This is a genomic window from Pseudothermotoga thermarum DSM 5069 (genome assembly GCF_000217815.1).
Lineage (GTDB): Bacteria > Thermotogota > Thermotogae > Thermotogales > DSM-5069 > Pseudothermotoga > Pseudothermotoga thermarum.
Genome location: NC_015707.1, coordinates 648,673 through 666,145, shown reverse-complemented (window position 1 = coordinate 666,145; position 17,473 = coordinate 648,673). Strand labels below are relative to the sequence as shown.

At 40.1% G+C, this 17,473-nt stretch carries 17 protein-coding genes, 1 tRNA gene and 1 other RNA gene; 11 read left to right on the top strand and 8 right to left on the bottom strand.

The annotated features are described in order from the left end of the window. The first annotated feature begins 187 nt into the window (after positions 1 to 187). Both THETH_RS10285 and THETH_RS03330 read left to right on the top strand, forming a co-directional pair. Positions 188 to 1,078, top strand: a complete 891-nt coding sequence (locus THETH_RS10285; protein ID WP_052295962.1) for a GGDEF domain-containing protein — start codon at positions 188 to 190, stop codon at positions 1,076 to 1,078. An 80-nt stretch (positions 1,079 to 1,158) separates the two neighbouring features. Continuing rightward, positions 1,159 to 1,235 (top strand) — tRNA-Ala (locus THETH_RS03330). A gap of 22 nt (positions 1,236 to 1,257) precedes the next feature. Here the strand turns inward: THETH_RS03330 and THETH_RS03325 are convergent. From THETH_RS03325 to pyrH, 4 genes are all read right to left on the bottom strand, one after another. Then, positions 1,258 to 1,791, bottom strand: coding sequence for a GNAT family N-acetyltransferase (locus tag THETH_RS03325; RefSeq protein WP_013931969.1), 534 nt, complete (start codon positions 1,789 to 1,791; stop codon positions 1,258 to 1,260). Then, complete coding sequence (locus THETH_RS03320) at positions 1,775 to 2,716, bottom strand: cation diffusion facilitator family transporter (protein WP_013931968.1); 942 nt, start codon at positions 2,714 to 2,716, stop codon at positions 1,775 to 1,777. The genes THETH_RS03325 and THETH_RS03320 overlap by 17 nt, the downstream gene beginning before the upstream one ends. A 70-nt stretch (positions 2,717 to 2,786) precedes the next feature. Continuing rightward, positions 2,787 to 4,073 carry a phosphopyruvate hydratase gene (eno, locus tag THETH_RS03315; protein ID WP_013931967.1) on the bottom strand — a complete coding sequence of 429 codons (1,287 nt, stop codon included), beginning with the start codon at positions 4,071 to 4,073 and terminating at the stop codon, positions 2,787 to 2,789. A gap of 14 nt (positions 4,074 to 4,087) precedes the next feature. Further along, a complete protein-coding gene (gene pyrH, locus THETH_RS03310) occupies positions 4,088 to 4,789 on the bottom strand; it encodes a UMP kinase (protein ID WP_013931966.1) in 702 nt (233 codons plus the stop codon). 156 nt (positions 4,790 to 4,945) lie between these two features. Here pyrH and THETH_RS03305 point away from each other — a divergent pair, with 156 nt between their 5' ends. The 9 genes from THETH_RS03305 to THETH_RS03265 all read left to right on the top strand — a co-directional run bounded on the left by THETH_RS03305 (position 4,946) and on the right by THETH_RS03265 (position 13,618). Continuing rightward, a complete protein-coding gene (locus tag THETH_RS03305) occupies positions 4,946 to 5,320 on the top strand; it encodes a DUF2089 domain-containing protein (protein ID WP_013931965.1) in 375 nt (124 codons plus the stop codon). Beyond that, positions 5,317 to 5,532: a hypothetical protein gene (locus tag THETH_RS03300; protein ID WP_013931964.1), complete on the top strand. Its 216-nt coding sequence runs from the start codon at positions 5,317 to 5,319 to the stop codon at positions 5,530 to 5,532. Before THETH_RS03305 ends, THETH_RS03300 begins: the two co-directional genes overlap by 4 nt. A 20-nt stretch (positions 5,533 to 5,552) precedes the next feature. Further along, on the top strand, positions 5,553 to 6,335 hold the full coding sequence (locus THETH_RS03295; protein WP_013931963.1) for a DUF4097 family beta strand repeat-containing protein: 783 nt from the start codon (positions 5,553 to 5,555) through the stop codon (positions 6,333 to 6,335). Between the two features lies 1 nt (position 6,336). Further along, entirely contained in the window at positions 6,337 to 8,085 is a 1,749-nt protein-coding gene (locus tag THETH_RS03290) for a DUF2207 domain-containing protein (protein WP_013931962.1), read from the top strand. 87 nt (positions 8,086 to 8,172) lie between these two features. Continuing rightward, the gene (locus THETH_RS03285; RefSeq protein WP_013931961.1) at positions 8,173 to 9,186 is read left to right on the top strand and encodes a TolC family protein; all 1,014 of its coding nucleotides are present in this window, start codon (positions 8,173 to 8,175) and stop codon (positions 9,184 to 9,186) included. Positions 9,187 to 9,191: 5 nt separating this feature from the next. Next, entirely contained in the window at positions 9,192 to 10,523 is a 1,332-nt protein-coding gene (locus THETH_RS03280) for a TolC family protein (protein WP_013931960.1), read from the top strand. Between the two features lie 5 nt (positions 10,524 to 10,528). Further along, positions 10,529 to 11,707, top strand: a complete 1,179-nt coding sequence (locus tag THETH_RS03275; RefSeq protein WP_013931959.1) for an efflux RND transporter periplasmic adaptor subunit — start codon at positions 10,529 to 10,531, stop codon at positions 11,705 to 11,707. A 17-nt stretch (positions 11,708 to 11,724) separates the two neighbouring features. Beyond that, the gene (locus THETH_RS03270; protein ID WP_013931958.1) at positions 11,725 to 12,426 is read left to right on the top strand and encodes an ABC transporter ATP-binding protein; all 702 of its coding nucleotides are present in this window, start codon (positions 11,725 to 11,727) and stop codon (positions 12,424 to 12,426) included. After that, positions 12,419 to 13,618 (top strand): ABC transporter permease, encoded by a 1,200-nt coding sequence (locus THETH_RS03265; protein WP_245530573.1) that lies wholly within the window; start codon positions 12,419 to 12,421, stop codon positions 13,616 to 13,618. The genes THETH_RS03270 and THETH_RS03265 overlap by 8 nt, the downstream gene beginning before the upstream one ends. Positions 13,619 to 13,620: 2 nt before the next feature. Here THETH_RS03265 and ssrA read toward each other — a convergent pair. The 4 genes from ssrA to THETH_RS03250 form a co-directional block, all read right to left on the bottom strand. Then, positions 13,621 to 13,978, bottom strand: a transfer-messenger RNA (tmRNA) gene (gene ssrA, locus THETH_RS10470). Between the two features lie 92 nt (positions 13,979 to 14,070). After that, positions 14,071 to 15,630: an HD-GYP domain-containing protein gene (locus THETH_RS03260; protein WP_013931956.1), complete on the bottom strand. Its 1,560-nt coding sequence runs from the start codon at positions 15,628 to 15,630 to the stop codon at positions 14,071 to 14,073. Beyond that, positions 15,630 to 16,613, bottom strand: coding sequence for a type 1 periplasmic-binding domain-containing protein (locus THETH_RS03255; RefSeq protein WP_013931955.1), 984 nt, complete (start codon positions 16,611 to 16,613; stop codon positions 15,630 to 15,632). Before THETH_RS03255 ends, THETH_RS03260 begins: the two co-directional genes overlap by 1 nt. After that, on the bottom strand, positions 16,610 to 17,473 hold the full coding sequence (locus tag THETH_RS03250; RefSeq protein WP_013931954.1) for a DegV family protein: 864 nt from the start codon (positions 17,471 to 17,473) through the stop codon (positions 16,610 to 16,612). Before THETH_RS03250 ends, THETH_RS03255 begins: the two co-directional genes overlap by 4 nt.

Here is a 17,473-nt window from a genome sequence, read left to right as displayed (position 1 = left end):
ATTTATTCCGATCACGATTGGCATTTGCTTTATGAACGGCCTGATGCTTTTCATTTTCTCAAGAAATGTTCAGATCGATAAAAGACGATCGTATTTTTATCTTGCGATTGCAAATATTTTTGCATCAATCTGGTTGTTTCGTAGCTTATCTTTTGGATTTATTCCAAGTGAAACGGTGTTTCTGTTGTTGAGGAAACTTTTCATTTCATCGGCATACTTTGCGTTTGGATCTCTGTTTGAATCGATATCTAACTTTTATTACTCTTCAGCGACAAGATTTGACAAAATTTTTGTGATCGCAAACATCCTGGGTGGAATATCCTTATTCTTGATGCCAAGTCCATACAGTTTGATTATCCTTATGTCACGCGTTTTGCCGTTGCTTTTATTTGCAAACGCCATCCTTATGGTTTACAAATCTTTGAAAAGTTATTCCTCTACGCTTTTCTTTTCTTGGTCGTTTTTTGGCTTGACAATCCTCCATGACACTTTTGCTTTGATATCACATTCTGGTCAAAGGTTTCTTACGGTGTTTTCCCTTCCACTGGCTTTCTCTGTGTTTTCATACAACATGATCGTTGAGTACAAAGATCTTTTGGTAAAAACCAGATTGGCTCATGCAAGGAGCATTACCGACAGTCTTACGGGTGCTTTTAACAGAGGGGTGTTGAACGAACTACAACTTGATCCTGGAGACACGGTTGTTTTCGTTGACCTCAACGATCTAAAGTATATAAACGATACATACGGACACGATGAGGGAGACAAAGTGCTTAAGTTACTAGTTTCCACAATCAAATCAAACATACGCTCGAATGACATCGTTGTTCGCATGGGTGGGGACGAATTTTTGATCATACTCAAAAACTGTCCACAAGAAAAAGCGAAGGAAATCATGGAAAAAATATCCCGGCAGTTCAAAGAATCACACCCGTTAAAACCCACAATAGCTTATGGAATAAAAGCCTTCTTGGGAAATCTCACCGAAACAATAAGAACCGCAGATTCGTTGATGTATCAAATGAAGTATCAACTTAAAAAACATAATAATTCTCAAGCTTCAGAACCATCGAATTAGATCAGATTTTTATCAATTCAGTTTGACAAAAAGTCTCCTCTTGAAAACGGTGGAAAGATGGGGTATAATGTTTCTTGCGTGGGGCCGTAGCTCAGCTTGGGAGAGCGCTACCATGGCACGGTAGAGGTCGTGGGTTCAAGTCCCATCGGCTCCACCAAAAGGAGGCGAAAGCCTCCTTTTTATTTTTGCATTTGAAGAAATTCGTCGGCGAGAATTCCCATAACAATTACATCGTGGTATTTGCCGTTATAATAACGAGCCTCTCTCAAAACTCCTTCGTGTTTGAATCCGCATTTTTCATACACATGAATGGCTCTTTTATTGTATTCGTAAACGTGCAGCGATATTCTGTGAAGATTGAGTGTAAGGAAACCGTACCTAAGAATGAGTAAGGTAGCCTCGGTTCCAAGACCTTTATTCCAGTAGTTTTTGTCCGTGATGGCTATACCAAATTCTGCCGTTCTGTTCACCCAGTTAATACTATGAAGACCTACGGTTCCAATGAGTTTAGTTTCATCGATCGGTTCAACCGCAAAAACAATGTTACGATCCTCAGAATAAAGACTTCTGATCCATTCTTCCTCTCTGATCCTATTCAGTGGAAAAACCAAAGCAAGATTGGCCCTGATATCCGAATCGTTGATGTTAAGTAGTCGATCAAGATCGGACATTTCAATTGGCCTCAATCTAATTTTTTCACCGTTGATTATCACGTTCTTTCCCTCCTTTCAGTACCTCTTCATCCAATCCAAAAGCCTCTTGCTCAACGTTTCCTTTTGGCTCCACGTGAACCATAACGTCCGCAACTCTGTCGTTTTGTTCGATGATAGCCCTTTTCACAGTGGTTGCTATTTCATGTCCCTCTTTCACTGTGATGTTTTCATCAACCTCTATATCTAAATCCACGTAGTACTTGTACCCTACTTGTCTCACCCTCACTTTGTGAGGATTCGCAGCTCCTTCGACAGTTTTAACTGCTTCAAAAATGTCTTTGTAGATATCCAAGTTGATCATGCCATCCATCAACTCATAACTTGTTTCTTTGAAGATGGCGAAAGCCGTTCGAATGATGAAAATTGAAACAAGCAAAGCAACAACGGAATCCACCCAAACCAATCCAAATTTACTGAGCAAAACTCCTAAGAAAACAGTCGAAGAAATGAGTATGTCATTTCTCATGTTCAGCGCATCGGCAATGAAAGCAGAACTTTTGATTTTCTTACCGACGGAATATTTGTAAAGAAACAGCCAAGTTTTAACGGTGACGGAGATAGCGGAAACAACCAAAGGCAAAAATCCTATAACGTGAGAATGTTCACCCAAGATCAACCTTTTTGAGGACGATATCAAAAGAGAAAGTCCTGCGTAGAAAATTATGAAGGAAACAATCTTTGCAACCACAGCTTCAATTCTTTCATGTCCATAAGGATGAGTTTTATCTGGCGGTTTACTTGAAACCTTGCTTGAAATCAAGGTGGCGAAAGATGTAAAAACATCCGTTCCTGTATCTACACCGTCTGCCAAAACGGCGTTACTTTTGAAAATCAATCCAACCAATATTTTCGCTGCCGAAAGCAGACCGTTCGCCAAAACTCCAATTAAAGCTGCGCGTACAGATATTTTTTCCCTTTCGTTCAACTTAATATACCTCCAATCAATAAAGGCGCGGCGGTTTGCCGCGCCACGATCATCTAGTGCTTGTCACTTTTTATCTTTTTATGCTGTAAAAGCTTGCAAGGCCTTTGAAGCAAGAAGCTGGACCAAGCTCTTCTTCGATTCTCAAAAGTCTGTTGTATTTTGCTATTCTTTCGCTTCTTGAAAGCGAACCAGTCTTTATCATTCCAACGTTTGTCGCAACAGCAAGGTCCGCTATGAAGGTGTCTTCTGTTTCACCAGATCTATGAGAGATAATGCAAGTCATACCGTGTTGTTTTGCATACTCTATCGTATCGAGTGTTTCTGTGACCGTTCCTATTTGATTGAGCTTTATCAATATGGAGTTGGATGCCTTCAATTCAACACCTTTTTGAAGCCTTTTTACGTTGGTTACGTACAAATCGTCACCGACTATTTGAACTTTATCTCCTATTTGCTTTGTAAGCTTTACAAATGCTTCCCAATCTTCTTCGTCAAACGGATCTTCGATGCTTATTATCGGATACTTATTCACAAGTTCAACGTAATATTCCAAAAGTTCCTCGGAAGTTTTCTTCTTTCCATCAATGTTGTAAACCTTATTTTCAGAATCATAGAACGAAGAAGCAGCACAATCAAGTGCTATGAAGATATCTTTACCAGGCACATACCCGGCTTTTTCTATAGCTTCAATGAGAACTTTTATAGCTTCTTCGTTTGAGCTTAGATTTGGAGCAAAGCCACCTTCATCACCGACGGAAGTAACGTGACCTGCGTCATGCAAAATCTTCTTGAGCGTATGGAAAACTTCCGCACCATACCTGAGTGCTTCGGCAAAGCAAGGAGCACCTGCTGGAACGATCATGAATTCTTGGATGTCCAGATTGTTGTCCGCGTGTTTTCCTCCGTTTATAACATTCATGAACGGTACTGGAAGAATCTTTGCGTTTGGTCCCCCAAGGTAACGATACAACGGCATGAAAAGGCTTTGTGCCGCAGCCCTTGCAACTGCCATGGAAACTCCCAAGATTGCGTTTGCACCAAGCTTTGATTTGTTTTCAGTGCCATCGAGTTCAATGAGCATTTTGTCGATTGCAACTTGATCGTAAACGTTCATCCCAAGCAACTTTGGTGCGATGATTTCATTGACGTTTTTAACTGCGCTCAAAACGCCTTTTCCAAGATAACGTTTACCTTTGTCACGAAGTTCAAGCGCCTCAAATTTACCTGTTGACGCTCCGGATGGAACTATTGCCGATGCAACTGTACCATCCTCAAGATAAACCTCCACCTCAACCGTGGGATTACCACGAGAGTCCAAAACTTCTCTTGCTTTCACATCAACGATTTCGTTGTACACTGCGTTCCACCTCCTCAATCAGGTAATATTATACTTCCAACGTTTTCTCCACGTATCGCTCTAAGTATCGCTCCATCCTCAAAAAAGTTTAGAACAATTATTGGAAGCTTGTACCTTCCACATATTGAAAAAGCCTCCATATCCATGACCTTCAATCCCCTTTGGATCGCTTCTTGATAGGATAATCTCTCGATCTTCTTGGCAGATTTGTTTTTCTTTGGGTCGCTGTCGTAAACTCCATCGACTTTGGTAGCCTTGATCAAAACCTCTGCCCCCATTTCGACGGCTCTCAAAGCCGCAGCGGTGTCCGTTGTGAAAAATGGGTTGCTTGTGCCACCGGCAAAAATCACAACGTATCCTGCGTCGAAATAAAGATTTATGTCGTCGTAATGAATCGGCCTAATCGACGGCAAGTTCGATATCTGAGAAACCACGACGCTTTTTACCCCATGCTTTTGAAAAACACCCTTGAGGTACAAAGCATTTATGACCGTACCAAGCATTCCTATTTGATCAGCTATGGCATACGGTATGTTCGAAAGCTCTTCACCTCTGAAAATATTCCCAGCACCTATTACTATCCCGATGTTTGCCCCAAAATCAACAGCTTGCGAAATTTGTTTAACCAAGTACTGAACGCTTTTCTCGTCGAATCCCCTTGAACCCTCCCCACACATTGTTTCTCCACTTAGTTTTATAAGCACCCTTCTGTACACGTCAGATACCTCCCATTGAATTTTAACAGATCCATGTACGAAAAAAACGAAAGATTTGATTAATTTCAGTTTCATGAACGTTTTGTTTGACAAAATTGAAGTTTAGGTTTAAAATATATTCAGTCAAACATTAGAAATTTGAAAGAGGTGATTTAAATGGCTCGGATTGTATCACGTTGCCCGGTGTGCGATTCTCATTTGATCGTAACCGAATTATCTTGTCCTTCTTGCGGCACGGTGATAAGAGGAAAGTTCGAATTGGAAGAGTTTTTCAGGCTCACGCCTGAGCAGATAAATTTTCTTAGGATTTTCATAAAAAGTAGGGGTAACCTTAGTGAAGTTCAAAAAGAATTGGGAATTTCTTATCCAACGGCAAGAGCTAGGCTTGAGAGCATCGTTCGAACACTCGGATACGAAGCTGAGGAAGTATCACAGGAACAGAAAATAAACGAAATATTGGAAAAACTCGAGAAAGGTGAGGTATCCGCTGAGGAGGCACTAGAACAAATCAGGAGGTTGAAGGAACAATGATTGTAGCCTTGGGCATAATAGGCGTCCTACTTTTGGTTTACATAGGATCAAAGCTTCTTCAGCTTAAAGTCAAATCTCTAGCTTTTGTTTACTCCATATTTGTTTGTCTTTACGCGGTTTTGCTAATCATAGGCAATTGGATTCCCGTGGCAGTTTACATTGCCGGTGAAATCTTTGTGATCTGGATAATAATTAGGTTCATGGGATTTTAATTCGCAAAGGCGGTGATATTATGCAAAAATTTTCTTTGGACTTCTCTGATGTTAGAAAACTGATAGTCAAGTCACTCTCTTCAGATGTTCAAATTAGCTCTTCTCAAATGGAATACAGCGTTACCGGACCAGAAAAAGATCTTTTGATCGAAAAGAAAAATGGGACGTTGGAAATATCTGTTACAGGACGAGGAATGATACCCATATTCAATCACGATTCAACACCAATAAGTTTAACGATCCCAACCCAGCTTGACGAAATAATTGTCACAACAATTTCTGGAGATGTGAAAGCAAACCATGTAAAAGCGGAAAACATGAAGTTCAAAACCACTTCTGGTGAGATTTCATTGAACAGATTGTTGGCAAACTTTTGTGAAATCAAAACTGTGTCTGGGGATATTTCAATCTCTCAACAATCTTCAAGAAAAATAGTTATCACAACCGTTAGCGGAGACATCAAAATTAAAGAAGTTGTTTGCGAAGATTACGAGTGGATTATTTCGTCGATCAGTGGAGATGTGGAGATTGAAACTGTTGGTGTTCCAAGCTTGAGAATTTTGTTTAAAACCGTTGGAGGAGATTTGACCAGCAACATAGGCTATGTACGCGAAGGAAAAGAATACGTCTTTGGCGATGGTAGGATGAGACTGATCGTCAACACAACTTCAGGCGATTTGACCATAAAATCGACCAACCGTGCGGAAAGAGCGGAAAGTATCGAAAAGAAAATCCTCAAACTTGTTGCCGAAGGAAAGCTTTCTTACGAGCAGGCAAAAGAAATCTTGAAAGAGCTGGTATAAAATGGCCAAAACACTGATGAAAACAATATCTTTGCTGATTTTGATACTTTTCCCTTCAAGCCTTTTTTGTGTGTCTTTCGAATTGCCTGAAAGAAGTTACAATATGATCCTCAATCCAGATGGCAGCGCAAAGGTTGTTGAAAAAGTTACCTACAGGATAAAACAACCTTTTAGGTACGTCAGCTGGGCTATAGATTTTGAAGACCCGATAACAATCGAAGATATAAACGTCGAAGTTTTAAAAGGCCCAAGCCCAAAGCAAGTTGTTTTTGATCGGAAAACTTTGCGCAGTGTTTCACTAAAAGTCGTTTTCAGCCCTTCCATGGAAGAGTACTTGCCTGTGCCGAAGGAAGGACAAATAGTTGAAATCGCCGTTGAATATTCTCTCAAAAACATTCTCATGGAAGGAAAGGACTTTTCGCAAGTTTTTGTCAAATACATCGGCAAAGGAACTGATGTGTCGACAAAATTGTTGAAGGTTCGTGTTGTTTTTCCTGCTGAATTTGGAAAACCGGTTGTTTACCATCATCCTTGGGGACTTCAAATCGCAAAGAAAGAAATCACATCAAACATCTACGAATTTGTATTTCGAAACGTGCCAAAAAATACCTTTGTCGAAGGTCGATTCGTTTTTCCAAACGTTGTCGGTACTGGAACGGAAAATTTGATAAAAGCCTCTTTGAAAGACGTTGAAAAAGAAGAAAGAGACTACTTGTTGAAAAATTACGCATTAGTTGCCGGTGGAATAGCGTACCTTTTGGTTGTTTTAGCTTTTCCGATATACGTATATCGCAAATACGGAGTGGAAGAAACCGTTGATTATCAAGCCGAGTACGAAAGAGAACCACCAACCAAAGACCCACCTGAAATTGTCAACGCAATCGTGAAAAGGTTGTGTCAAAAGCCAGATAGCGATGCCATCTCCGCGGCCATGTTAGACATGGTGAGGTTGGGAAGGGCAAAATTTGTGGAAAACGAAAAGCGAGAAATCATAGGTATAAGAATTTTGAAAGAGGATACGGAAAGAAAAAAGCTTATCGAGTGTTTTGAAGGATACATTAAAGATGGCATTTTGCTTTTCAAAGAAATCAAAAAAGCTATGTCCAACGAAAAAAATGCCAAAAACTTTCTTGCGAAAACCTCAAAATGGTTCGACGAAATTTACTCAAAGGTTCTTCAAAGAAATTACATGGACACTAAAGGTAACACCTTGGCAAAAACCTTTGCAATTATCGTTGGGATGATTATCTCATTTTCCCTTATCTTGCTGACCTTTAACGTTCCCGCAATTGGTTTTGAGATTGTCTTTTCTCATTTTCGACTGATGATGGCGGCTTGTATAGTAGTATCGCTAGTTGTCATTTCAATGAAAAGAACCGTTTTTGCAAGATGGACAAAAGAAGGGCTTTTGTATTACCTAAGGTGGAAAAATTTCGAAAAATTTCTGACCGATTTTTCGATGCTTTCAAGCTATCCTCCACAGTCTGTAGCAATATGGGATGAATACATCGTGTACGCCACAGCGCTTGGAGTGGCAAAGGAAGTTATAAGGAATCTAAAAAAGCTTTATCCAGAGCCTCCCACAACTTCAATCACAGCGGCAGTGTATCACAACCAAAATCTGTTTGAAGAAATAGCTTCAATCCACAGGGAAGCTGCTATTACTGTTTCAAAGTCAAGTTCATCGACCTCCTCAGGTGGAACAAAAGTCGGCACAGGATCTGGTGGAAGCCGCGTTGGAGTTGGATGAACATTAGAGTTTGATTAAAAATCAACGCATCCTTCCCACTTAAAGCTATAATCCTTTCTGCCAAAACATAGAATGGAGGGATCAAACATGAGAAAATTTTTTGGAGTACTGGTGCTTTTGGTTATGTTCATTTCAACCTTTGCCAACCCATTGGAAGCCCTTCAAACTGCTCAGAAAAACAGCATAACCTATTTGAACGCGATTCTTGATTTTGAACAAGCAAAAAGCGACTACGAAAAAGCCTTGATCGAGGCAAAGAACAAATCACAAGAGCTTTCCGCTCAGCTTTCGTGGTTGCAAGCCAGGCAAAGTTATAGAAACTCGATGAAAAACTTTGTCGATGAGTTCTTAAACTTGTACATAGGATTTGTTGAGAAGAAATTGTCGTTGGAAATACAACAAAACAGGCTAAAAATAGCCGAGGATGATTACAACGAAAAGCAGGAACTTTACAAAAAAGGTATTGTCAGTGCACAAGACTTGCAAAGTTCTAAGATTTCCTATCTTCAACAGCAAAACAGTTTTGAAAATGCAAAACTTAGTTTTGAACAAGTTAAAAGAGACTATGAAAGAATTATCGGTAACATCGAGTCTTTCGATCCATCGAAAATCAAGCTTAATTTAAACATTGAGCTGCCAAGTTTGGAAATTCTCTTGCAAAATTCCATTACCCTTACTATAGCTGATCTCAACGTTCAAATCGCTCAAAACAATTTGGATACACTCATCAATCCATCCGTTTACACCAAAACCAAAGCGGAAAGAAATTTACAACAGGCTAAAAATAACCTTGAGAACACAAGGTTCGCCGTTAGGAAAACTTTGGAATCTCAACTTCAAAACGTGGCAAATTTAAAACGTTCTATAGAAGCTTCTAAAGAACAGCTTAGCATTGCGGAATCAAAACTTGCAAGCACAGAAGCCAATTACAAAGCAGGGGTAGCTTCACAAAAAGACTTGTTGAACGCCAAGAACGAATATTTATCTGCAATGGTTGATCTGTTGAGCAACATCAGATCATTCGTAAGCAGCGTTTGCTCGCTGTACATCGATTCTGAGCAAGATATCTCCTCAGCTTTTGAAAAGCTGTTTGGGAGATGAAAGTCATGAAGAAGTTTTTCATACTGCTCTTAGCAACGTTTTTCTTGAATTTACTGGTTTTTGCATCTTTTGATAACTTGCTCAATGAAGCTCTTTTGAATGATTCAAACTATCTCTCTGCAAAACTTGATTTTGAAAACGCCTTGTTTGAAAGAAAACAAAAAGGTGATTGGTATATTCCATACTTTACAATCGGCGGCGGAACCAACAATTTCGAAGTTGATATCCATGATGAGACTTCTTATTCCTTAAACATTCCTTTGTCATTGACCTTTAAGAACGTTTATGGCTTTGACATTTCCGTTGGAAACAGCTGGCAGTATGATTCAAAGAAAAACGAATGGAAAGAGAGAGGCTGGACAATATCGATCAACAGGCAGCTTTTCACAAACTTTGATATTGACGATCTTTTGTCTTTGCAAAAGCTGGAAAACGCCGCTTGGAACCTTTTGAACGCTCGGAACAACGTTTTCACTCGCTTGATTGAAGAGATCTTCAACGATTACTACTACAACGCAAAGTTGGAGATTTTAAACAAACAACTTGAAATCTTGGGTAGCCAAGCTGAAGCGATTCAAGAAAAGTATCAAGCTGGAATTGTTTCGCTGGAAGAGCTTTTGAAAACTCAAAAGGAGCTTCAGCTTCTCACACAACAGTTGGCTGATTTGCAAAAAAGCCGAATAAACATCAGCAAAAGTTACTCAAAGGAAATTTTCGATCAAATGATTCAAACACTTGAAAAAATCACCGGCAACTTGCCAAGCGTTGACGAAGCTTTACAAATAGCCAGAGAAAGGGCAGATGTAAAAGCTTCAAGTATAGCACTTGAAATAGCCAGAAGAAGATATGAAAGAGCTTATCAAAGCTTTTTACCGAATCCATCTTTCACAGCTTCTGTGAAAATTCCACAGGATCTCTCATCAGATGGTAAATTTTCAATTTCACTGGGATTTTCGGTAAGTTATACGTTGATCGACCGTGGTGAAAAAAGTAACAGCTACTTCAAAACTTTGGAAAATTACAACATACAGCAGCGCATTTTTGAAGAAAAGTTGTCCTCCTTAGAAAGAGATGTAAAAAGAGCCGCTTTGTCCATAACGATTGCCGAGTACTCAAAGAAAGCCGCAGATCTTGATCTTTCACTTGCAAAACTCGATTACGAAAGAACTTTAAAAGCATCCGAATATCTTTCCGAACAGGATGTTGAAAAAGCGAAGATACAACTTGAAAATGCAGAAGTTGAGGCTATTAAAGCTCACTACAGCTTGCTTGTGGCAAAGATAAACTATCTAAAAGCAATAGGAGTAGATTTGATAAACTTGGTGAAAAGTAGGTGATGGCAATGAAGAACAAGCTCTTTAAACTGCTAATCGTTTTGATGATTTTGTTGTTTTTGTTCGTTTCCTGCGCAAGAAAAACTTCAAATCAACAAACTTCTTCATCCAACTACACCGAATACGTCGTTACAAGGCAAAATTTGACAGATTCGCTTACTGTCTATGGAACTTTGAACGCCAGAAAAGTCGCCGAAGTTAGGCCTTTGGTGAGTGGCGTTGTAAAGAAAGTACATGTGTCAAAAGGAGATACAGTCAAAGCTGGTGACATTCTGATTGAAATAGACGATACAGATTATCGACTGGCTTACATAAAGGCTTTGCAAAACTATGAGAGTGCAAAGTTAACTGGGTCAAAGCTTCTTTTGCAACAGCGCGAACTTGAGCTGAAGATCGCCGAACGAGATTTGGAAAGATGTACGGTCAAAGCTCCTATAGACGGTGTTGTGGTCTCTTTGGATGTGACAGAAGGATCCATTGTGAGCGCATCAACAATTGTTGCAAAGATAGTGAATATGCAAAACCTGTATGTTTCTGCAAACGTCGATGAGATAGATTATTCAAAAGTTTCCGTTGGACAGTTTGCAAACATAACTTTTGACGCTTTCCCAAACATGGGTTTTTCAGGACGAGTCTCTTACATATCAAAGGAAGCGCAAACCGCTGGAGGAATCACCGTGGTACCAATTGAAGTGGATCTTCTAACAGGACAACAGACTATCTCTGCCGAAAGAAGACAGCAAATGATGCAAAGATTTCAAGCCAACGTACCTTCCAATTTACCCCAAAATATCTCTCCAGAAACTCTGCAGCAAATGATGCAAAGGTTTTCTTCAACTCAACGGCAAATTCAACGAGCAACCGATGAAAATCTTATTCAACTCATACCAGGCCTCTCTTGTCAAGTTGAAATAATAGTTCTTAACAAACCCAACGCGATAGTTGTCCCAACGAGGGCAATTCAATTTGAAGATGGGCAGGCTTACGTCACCGTGAAAGTCAACGAAAAAACAGAGAAAAGGCTGGTAAAGTTAGGTGAAAGAACCTCGGCTGGTTATGAAATTTTAGAAGGGCTTGAAGAAGGGGAAGTTGTTCTTGTACCGGTCACTCAGAGAACAACCACAACTTCGACTGGTACTGGAACAATCTTCAACCCGTTCACAGGTCCACAGATGCGAATCAGGTAAAAAGTTGGTGAAAAGCCATGTCCGCGATAATAAAGTTTGAAAATGTTTCGAAGATTTACCGGATGGGAGAAAACGTCATAAAAGCCGTTGACAACGTCACCTTAAACGTTGAAAAAGGAGAATATCTGGTGATAATGGGACCATCGGGAAGTGGAAAATCAACGCTTTTGCATCTGATGGGATGTTTGGACAAGCCAGATTCAGGTGAAATATACATTGGAGATTTCCAAGTTTCAAAATTAAGCGATAGACATCTTGCAAGAATAAGAAACAAGATGATTGGCTTTGTTTTCCAACAGTTCAATTTGCTGCCAAAATTGACTGCTTTGGAAAATGTCGAGCTTCCAATGATATACGCAGGAATACTAAAAAAAGAGCGAAGGAAAAAGGCGTTGGAACTTCTTGAACTAGTTGGGCTTAAAGATAGGGTTCACCACAAGCCGACACAGCTTTCGGGAGGCCAAATGCAAAAGGTAGCAATAGCAAGGGCTTTGGCAAACGATCCTCTTGTGATCCTTGCCGATGAACCAACCGGTAATTTGGATTCAAAAAGTGGGTCAGAAATACTAAAAATCTTTGAACAACTCAACGAAAACGGGTACACGATCGTCGTTGTCACCCATGATCCTGAGGTTGCAGAATGCGGTGATCGAATAATTCACATGAGAGATGGAAAAATAGTTTCACAAGAGGTGAGAATTGGTGTTGGAAATGTTTAGGGAAGCGATAAGATCGATTTTTGCCAACAAACTTAGATCCTTTCTTTCCATGCTCGGTATAGTCATAGGTGTAGCCGCGGTTATAGCTGTTGTATCCGTTGCAGAAGGTACACGTCAAGCAATAAAGGAAAACATAATTGCAATTGGATCAAACGTCATAATGATCACGCCAGGATTTGCGGGTGGAAGGGCTGGACAAACCGCGGTTGCACTCAGCGATCTTCTGACGAAAGACGACGCAAAAGAAATTGCCGCATCATGTCCCTCCTTAAGTTATGTAACACCTGTCCATCAAGGTAATTTTACGATTCAGTATGGAAGACAAAATACTATGGCAACGGTCTTGGCGGTTGAACCATCTTTCTTCAAAATGCTTAAACTCAACCTAGCTGAAGGAGAGTTTTTCACGGACGAGGAAAATCTAGCTGCAAGAAGAGTAGCGGTGATTGGAAGTGATGTCGCAAACAACTTGTTTCCAGAAGGCGATGCGATTGGAAAAACGATAAGAATTTCCTCCCAAAGAATAAGACAAACTTACACCGTGATAGGAGTTCTTGAGAAAAGTGGAAACCTTCTCTTCCTCAACCCAGATAGATCTGTTATCGTACCATTCGCAAGTGCAGATCAACGGCTTTTTCCAAGAAGATACGTTTCTTCGATAATAGCGCAGGCAAGCTCAGAACAACTTGCCCAGCAAGCCGTTTCGGAAATAGATTCGGTTCTTTACTCAAAGTTTTTGGACGAAAACAAATACAGAATAATCAGCCAAGAGGCAATGCTTCAAACCCTTAACCAAACCATGCAATTGCTTGCTTTCATGCTTGGAAGTATCGCTGGAATTTCGCTTCTTGTAGGTGGAATTGGTATAATGAACATCATGCTTGTCTCCGTAGCGGAAAGAACCAAAGAAATCGGTATAAGAAAAGCCATCGGAGCAACGAATTTGCACATTCTACTTCAGTTCTTGATAGAATCTTCAACTTTGACAACGACGGCTGGTGGCATTGGCATAGCAGTTGGAATATTGATATCCAGGTTTATAGCAAAGCTGGGTTCTTTAAGAACAGCGGTTACCCCTGGAGTTATTCTGATAGCAGTTTCAATCTCTATAGCCGTTGGAATATTCTTTGGGGTTTTTCCAGCAAGAAGAGCTTCCAAACTCAACCCAGTGGAGGCTTTGAGATACGAATGATCTGGTGGAGGCGGCGGGAATCGAACCCGCGTCCGAATTTGGACAACCCCAGGCATCTCCGAGCGCAGCTCGTGTTTTGATGTCGGTTCACAACGCCCACGAGCAGGCTTTGTGAACCCAAGCCCTTCTAAGTTTTCCCACCGTTGGACGAAAGGCTTAATCCAACGGCAGTAGGCTGACTCCCTGACGCCCCCTTCGAGCCTCAGCCAAGCTTCGAAGGGAACGGCTGCTTATTCCTTAAGCAGCAAGAGCAAGTTCTTCGTTGGCACTTTTTGTTTGCCCCACCTTTTTTTACGAGGAGGTGGGAAACCTCGGCTCGCTTCCTGGGGCGGTCCAAACCCGTCGAAACCATTCGCCCCCGCGTTGATCAATTATAACACAAAATCCATTTTTGGCAAGCAAATCCAAAATATTTTCAAGCAAAAACACACATTGGATGCGGTTCTTTGGCGTCAACTTTCTTGGAGAAAGCCTGTACCTTTTTCCTTCAACAGTCTATTGAGAACTCTTTTGAAAGCTTCGTAAATTTCAGCGGAAAATTTCTTACCAACCATCTCATTTTCGATTACTTTCAAGGCTTCCTCTATGCTCAATGCCCTTCGATAAGGTCTGTCCTCTATCAAGGCTGTGAACACATCAACCATAGCAACTATTTGAGCTCGCAAACTTATTTGATCTCCAGTTAAACCATCGGGATACCCTGTTCCATCTATATTCTCATGATGATGTCTAATTACATCCGCAACAAGGTCCCATCCGGAGATGTTTTTGACGATCTTTTCACCATAAATAGGATGCATTTTCATTATTTCAAATTCCTCCAGCGTTAGTCTACTGGTTTTGTTCAAAATATGTTCAGGTATACCGATTTTACCAATGTCGTGAAGTAAAGCCCCAAATTTTATAGCCTCCAGTTCGGCTGGATCTGAGATACCAAGTTCTTTTGCAAGTTCCAAAGCCAGCATAACCATTCGATCCGAATGACCCTTCGTACCCACATCTTTGACTTCTATTGCCTCAGCTAAAGCCGCGATAATTTGAAATTTCCTTTCCTCCAACACTTTTTGTGTTTCTTCAAGTTCATTTATGGTATCTTGTAAACTTTCCATCATGCTGTGCATTTCAGCTTGAGCAGCTTTTTCAGCTTCAAGCAAACGTACGATTGATTCCTGCAGTTCGTTTAACTCTTCAATTTCGGTTTTCACCGGAACAAAATGAGTCTCCTTACCTTGAACTGTTTTTGAGGTTTCTTTGTTGATCTCTTCAAACACAAATGAGAAGGAATTCATCAACCTACGTTCGTATTGCAGTACGAAGTATAACCAAAAGATCGCTCCGAACAAGGCAAAAGAAGAAACAACCAAGTAAGGAGCTAAATCAACAAGATAAGTTGTCAAAGGAACAAAAAGCGCAAGCTTGGCGTTCGAAACGCTTGTTTCTTTTATTTCGAAGAAACCAAGTGAACCATTCAAAGATAAAATCCCTTTTTTCTTGTTGATCACAACTTTCTTCCCAACGTACTCTGGAACAGAAGAGAGAACAACTTCGTTTTCAAACGAGTCGATCAACAAAACAACAGCTCGTTTTCCGGGAACATGTTTTGAAAAATGTTCCTGCGGGATTTCCACCAATAGATATCCATCCTCTTTTGGAAAAATGACTTTCGCACTGTTGGTTTTGGCAAAAATGCCGGAAAAACCTCCAACCAAAGCAGGAAAATGGCTTGTTGAAGAAACAAAACGTAAATAATCAACTTTGGTACGTTTGTCGACAAAATTTTCGTCGAGTTCTAAGAGGATTATTTCTGGATCAACCACTTTACTGGAAACGCTTGAAAACAAATTGGCAAAATGGTTGTACGCATTTATCAGATAACTTTCCCTGTAAATTTCATTTACGCTTTTAACTATCAAAAAAAGCCCTACTGAAAAAATCAGCACAAATCCAAAAATAAAAAGAGATCCATAAAGAAAGATTCTTCTTATCCTATCTGAAAGTCTCAAAGCATCCATCACCTCTTCAATGGGACAAATGAACCATTTTGAACGGTAACAAAGTTTGACTTTCGTACAGCCCATAAATTTTCGCTTATGGTAAAATCACCGGTTGCCCCTGAAAAAGATTTCCCTTTCAAATACTCCCCAGCAAGATTTGGTTTTACACCTTGTTTTACCAGTGAGTCGATAACTAGTGCAGCATCATAAGATCCTGCTTCATGCAAACTGGTAAAATTCCTCACTAACATCCTTTCCAAATCAAACAAATTGTAAACGATCATCCCTTCAACGGCTTTTCCACCAATTTGGATAAGTTGATCGGAATAAACATAATCAGAACCAAAAAGCGGGATTTCAAAATTTCTTGACCTAATCATTTGAGCAATTAAACCGGCCTTGCGACCTTCGGTGACAAAAACTACCACGTCAAATTCGTCTGGCAAAGAAAGATTTTCAACCTTATCAACCACAACTTTGAGAATGGTTTTTTCTGGTAATTCTTTCACCAAAATGTCGTAGAAAGTATCGCAGTAAACTGGATTATCAAAATCTGTGAAAACGACTATATTTTCGAAATCTAAAAGCAAAGAAGCTATGTGCCGAACTTGAAGATCATCGGAACTACTTAAACTTACAAGGTAATTGCTTTTGCCGAGAACTTCTGGTGAAGTAACAAGCGGCGCAATAGCAAAGATTTGGTATTTTTCCAAAAGTGGTATTAATCTCAACGCCTGAGAACTTGTCCTTGGACCTATTGCATAGGTTTTTTGATTATCTCTCAAAAACTTTTCTATCTCCTCAAGACTACGATCTATTCTTATAACTATAGGTTTACATTTAAAACCCGTCTCCTTTACGTAACGATCTAACCCTTGTTGCAATTGGATTATTCCATCTTCAAAGATCAAAATTTTCAAGGTAGTCCTTTCAAGGTATGCAATGTAAATGATCAAAATGCTGACTATCGTGAAGACAATTATTAAAAACGACTGCTTCACTCAATTACCTCCAATGCAAAACCAGCCGTTCCTGGACCAACGTGCGTTGTAATAACTTTTCCCATCTCGGTGAAAGGTGCATCCAAAACTTTGTAGTGTTTTTTCAATTCCTCAAGAATCATCTCAGCATCTTCTTTTGCGTTGGCATGCACCATTATCAAACGCACCGTCGATCCTTCCTTTGCCAAATCCAAAGCTTTTTTAACCAACATTTCACTTGCCCGCTTTTTTCCTCGAGCTTTTTCGAATGGAATCAACCTACCCTCTGGATCTATCCATATTCCCACATAGATGTTCAAAAGGCTTCCAAAAAATCCTTGAACACGCGAAACCCGCCCGCCTTTTACCAAAAAGTCGAAATTTGAAACATAGAATATGGCTCTATATCTTCCTTTTGCAAGTTCTTCGTTTAAAACTTTTACAATTTCAGGCGTTTTTAATCCTTCCTTTTCAAGTTCCCTTGCTCTTCTTGCAAGCGGCGGCATGGCTGCTGAAGCCAACTTGCTATCGACTACGTAAACAGGGATTTTGACTTGTTGCGCTGCCAAATTTGCGGAATTGTAAGTTTGAGAAAGCTTTGTGGATATGCATATCACTAGTATTTCATCGTACCCCTCTTGCTCTATTTTTCGATAAAGCGCTTCGAATTCCCCGACAGATGGTTGAGAACTTTTTGGAAGTTCCTTCGCTTGGCTTATTCTTCTGTAAAAATCTTCGATCTCCTTCAAATCACGCGTATCGTCTTCTTGCGTGCCATCTGGCCAGGTAACATGCAGAGGTATAACAGCTAGATCGTATTTTTCGATCCAATCCCTTGGAACGTCGGATGTGCTGTCAAGAATTATCTTTAGTTTACCCAT

What these genes read in the sequence shown, in the direction of transcription:
- THETH_RS03305 (WP_013931965.1), top strand. Translation starts at nt 4,946, where the DNA reads ATGGCTCGGATTGTATCACGTTGCCCGGTGTGCGATTCTCATTTGATC.
- THETH_RS03300 (WP_013931964.1), top strand. Translation starts at nt 5,317, where the DNA reads ATGATTGTAGCCTTGGGCATAATAGGCGTCCTACTTTTGGTTTACATA.
- THETH_RS03295 (WP_013931963.1), top strand. Translation starts at nt 5,553, where the DNA reads ATGCAAAAATTTTCTTTGGACTTCTCTGATGTTAGAAAACTGATAGTC.
- THETH_RS03290 (WP_013931962.1), top strand. Translation starts at nt 6,337, where the DNA reads ATGGCCAAAACACTGATGAAAACAATATCTTTGCTGATTTTGATACTT.
- THETH_RS03285 (WP_013931961.1), top strand. Translation starts at nt 8,173, where the DNA reads ATGAGAAAATTTTTTGGAGTACTGGTGCTTTTGGTTATGTTCATTTCA.
- THETH_RS03280 (WP_013931960.1), top strand. Translation starts at nt 9,192, where the DNA reads ATGAAGAAGTTTTTCATACTGCTCTTAGCAACGTTTTTCTTGAATTTA.
- THETH_RS03275 (WP_013931959.1), top strand. Translation starts at nt 10,529, where the DNA reads ATGAAGAACAAGCTCTTTAAACTGCTAATCGTTTTGATGATTTTGTTG.
- THETH_RS03270 (WP_013931958.1), top strand. Translation starts at nt 11,725, where the DNA reads ATGTCCGCGATAATAAAGTTTGAAAATGTTTCGAAGATTTACCGGATG.
- THETH_RS03265 (WP_245530573.1), top strand. Translation starts at nt 12,419, where the DNA reads ATGTTTAGGGAAGCGATAAGATCGATTTTTGCCAACAAACTTAGATCC.
- THETH_RS03260 (WP_013931956.1), bottom strand. Translation starts at nt 15,630, where the DNA reads ATGGATGCTTTGAGACTTTCAGATAGGATAAGAAGAATCTTTCTTTAT.
- THETH_RS03250 (WP_013931954.1), bottom strand. Translation starts at nt 17,473, where the DNA reads ATGGGTAAACTAAAGATAATTCTTGACAGCACATCCGACGTTCCAAGG.